The 3,726-nt window shown below is 49.5% G+C and carries 1 protein-coding gene and 1 pseudogene; both read right to left on the bottom strand.

Annotation, left to right across the window (positions count from 1 at the left end):
* Positions 1-413: 413 nt before the first annotated feature.
* Positions 414-1,252: pseudogene (locus DWZ82_RS14720) on the bottom strand (IS3 family transposase); the annotation flags it as partial.
* 276 nt (positions 1,253-1,528) lie between these two features.
* Positions 1,529-3,415, bottom strand: a complete 1,887-nt coding sequence (locus DWZ82_RS14730; RefSeq protein ID WP_118481397.1) for an LTA synthase family protein — start codon at positions 3,413-3,415, stop codon at positions 1,529-1,531.
* Between the last annotated feature and the right edge of the window lie 311 nt (positions 3,416-3,726).

Genomic DNA, 3,726 nt, shown 5'->3' on the forward strand with positions numbered 1-3,726 from the left:
AACGCCTACATCTAAAGCAGCAACGAAAGTTGCTGCTTTTTCTTTTGAGGGTAGACACCTACGGTTTCTACCCTCTTAGCTCCCATTTTCCTTTACTTCTTAGTTTGGCGCAGACCAGAAACCAGCGATCGCTCCGAAAAGGGGAACGGCAGAGGATCTTTTCTACTGTAGGGGAGCACAGTGTGCTCCCATTTCTCGACCTATTCGCAGTGTCAGATTCTTTGCTGCTATACATGCGGTTAAGTCTACGCAGGCGCAACATACCCGTGTCGCGCGAATTGTTTACGGGTGCTGGTGGCTGGGGCCTATCAGGTAAAGCACATACTTGGACTTAGATGGATTTTAGATAATAAAAAGCGACTGCATATGAAGTGACCCCCAAAAGTTAGACAATATTTCGAAGTAAAAATTGTTCAAGCAGCCGAAAGGGCCTGTTGTCTGTGAATTGCAGGCGGCAGGCCCTTTAGTTTTGCCTTAATCCTGCGATTGTTGTAGTAGTCCAGATACTCAATGAGCTCCTGCTTGAAGTGTTCCATGGATTGAAATTCCTGCAGATAGAGCAGCTCGCTTTTGAGTATTCCAAAGAAGTTTTCAATCACAGCATTATCCAGACAGTTTCCTTTACGGTTCATGCTTTGCCGGATGCCCTTCTCCCGGAGCATGCGCTGGTACTGCTTGTGCTGATACTGCCAACCCTGGTCAGAATGGAGAATGAGATCTGTACCATCAGGAATCTTTGCAAACGCCTTGTCCAACATAGTCATTACCATGCGCAGTACCGGACGGTCTGAAATCGTGTAGCTGACCAGATCGCTGCTGTGCAGATCGAGAATCGGGGACAGATAGAGTTTTTCTCCGAACAGGCTAAACTCCGTCACATCCGTGACCCACTTCTGATTGGGCTTGTCTGCATGAAAATCTCGATTTAACAGATTTGGTGCAATTTTACCCACATTTCCCTTGTAAGAACGGTATTTCTTCATTCGGACGCGGCAAATCAGCCCTAACGCCTTCATAAGTCTCCGAACGGTTTTATGATTCACAAGGAAAGCACTGTCGTAATCCACCGGTAGCCGTATCTGCCCTTGTTTTCGTGGAAAATAGTTGTGATTTCTTCCTTAACGGATGTATATTTGTCTGTTTTCTGCATTGGTTTCAAGTGATAATAGAACGTTGCACAGGGCAGTTGAGCGATTGAAAGCAGAAGATTGAGAGAATATTTTTGCCTTAGCTTCTGAACTACCAGCGTTTTGTGCTGGCGTCGTTCGATGGCCAATGCCTCTGATCCTTCTGATAGATAAATATGCTCCCCGTTTCTGACCTGAGTGGCACTGCTTACTTCAAATCGTCTCGCTGTTTCGCAGTAACTCAACCTTTCTTCCATCATGGTTTCCACGACCAGCTTCTTAAATTCCGGCGTGTATCGTTTGTTCGGTTTTCCTCTTGACATAATAAATCACCCCATCTGTTAGATAGTGTATCATACTGTCTAACAAATGGGGTGCTGTTCAATAGCAGTCGCTTCTGTTTAATTGCCACTGGTTGCGTTTGCGGCATCGCTTGAAGTTGTACTTGCCGGAGAGGCAAACAGTTCTGCCTGGCGTTCGTCGCCGCCAAACAGGTTGTTATATTGTACGCGCTCGTAATCTTCAATCAGCGGGGTAAATTTTGTGGTATCCAGATGGCTGTATGCGTTGCCTTCACTATCGAAATAGCCAGCAAAGGTCATCGCCGGAATGGTTTTCTGCAGATTCCACAGGTATTTGCCGTAGGCACTGGTTTCAATGCCTGCGTTGCGCAGCACATACTGAGCAAGGAAATTCAGGCTGGTGATCTTGGTCGAATCGCCGGTCAGCGGGTAATTGGCCCAGATGATGAACGGCACCTTAAACTTATCCATATACTGTGCCATGGTCATCTCGTCCTGCGTGACACCGTACGCCTTATCGAGAAATTCCTGCTCGACAGACGGCTGATGATCGCCGAACATAACGAGAATGGTCGGCTCAGTCTGTGCCGAGAAGTAGTCGATCAGCTTTTTGAAGGCCTCATCGGTCTTATTGGCGAGCGTCAGATACTGCTCTGCCTTGGGGTACACGCCCGGCTCGTCGGCGAGCTGCACTTCGGCGGGGTAATCCTCAACCGTGTAGCTGCCGTGGTTCTGAATCGTTACATTGAACAGAAACAGCGGTGTGCTTTCGTCCTTATGCTCAAACTCCCAAATAATCTGCTCGAAGTCGGAATCGTCGCTGACGTAGCCGTGCTCCTCGGCCTGCGGTACGTCCATGTCCTCGCCGCACTTGAATGAGTCGAAGCCCAGACGCGGATACGCGATATTACGCTGCCACGAGGTCTGCTCACCCGGATGGAACGCACGCGTTTCGTAGCCGTAGCCCTTGAGCAGCGTAGCCAGCGAATCCGTCGGACCGAGGATGTACTGCTGATACGGGATACTGCCCGACGGCAGGAAGTTCATCGAATTACCGGTCAGAAACTCAAACTCGCTCGTGCTTGTGCCCGCGCCGAATACTGAGGTGTAGGCGTGACCATGGATTGCATTCGACACACTGTTGATGTAATTCATTGGGCTTTCCGTAAGCGTCAAATTGCCGAAGTCCTCAAAGTCCGCCCATGATTCATTCATAATGGCAACAATATTCGGGTGATCAACGCCGATGTTCGGTGTCGGGTCATCCTCTGCACCATTTACAATAGCGTTGACGCGTTCCGGCGTGGTATCATCCGGTTTTTTCACTTCCATAAATTCGGTGTTTCGCAGAAATTCTGCAGCGGCACCGCCGGTCTGGTAGGCACCGAGCTGATCCCACACGTCGGTCTCTACGCCGAACATGCCCAGTATTTGCGGGTGGGCGATTGGGATGAGACACAGCAGACCGGCAATCAGCACGGAACCGCGTCGCAGCAGATCGCCTTTGCGCAGCCGAAAATGCCCCATCTTATAATAAGGACGCAGCGCCCACGCAAGCAGCGTGACCAGCATAATGCAGATGGCGATTTGCCAAGTCATAGACAGGCTGTAACTGCCTGCAACGGCTACAGCGGTACCGAGTGCCTTAAAGTCCCACGGCAGAATAGGTGTGCCGCGGAAGACAGAAACGAAGTAATTCGCAGCGCCCCACATACCGGCCAGAATGTGCAGCAGCACGCAGCAGACCGCCGGATAGCCGATAACCGCACAGCCGATCCAGTAGAGTGCGCTGAGGCATAGCCAGTTGGCCAGCGCCACGCCTGCGCTCATATTCCACGGCGGAGAGCCGAGCACAAGCTGCATCAGCCAAAACGCTGTAAGCGGTGTCAGCAGCAGCAGTAGCAGCTTTTGCGCCCTTGTGTTTTGGCGCAGCGGCACATCACGCCGTGGCAGCAGCTGTCTGATTAGTGAACCAACTTTTTTCATAAACCGTTCTCCTTGTAAAAAAAGTTCCCACAAGAGCGAAATTATACACTAAATTGGGGAAAATGTCAAGGTTAGATGCGGCTTACAGGGCACGCGACGGAGACAGGCAGGTATACTATTATAATACAGGCATTGTATGGCGCAAAAATAAATAAAAAAGTGCTTGACATTCGCTGTCGAATTTGGTATTCTATTAAAGCTGTCTCTCAGAGACGAGCGCAAAACCGAAAAGTTTGATTTAGAACGGCTTGATTCTTCAAAAAAGAATTTAAAAAAGTTCTTGACAAACGCTTCTGGTTTTGATATACTAA

The organism is Butyricicoccus sp. AF35-5AC, assembly GCF_003477715.1.
GTDB lineage: Bacteria > Bacillota > Clostridia > Oscillospirales > Butyricicoccaceae > Agathobaculum > Agathobaculum butyriciproducens.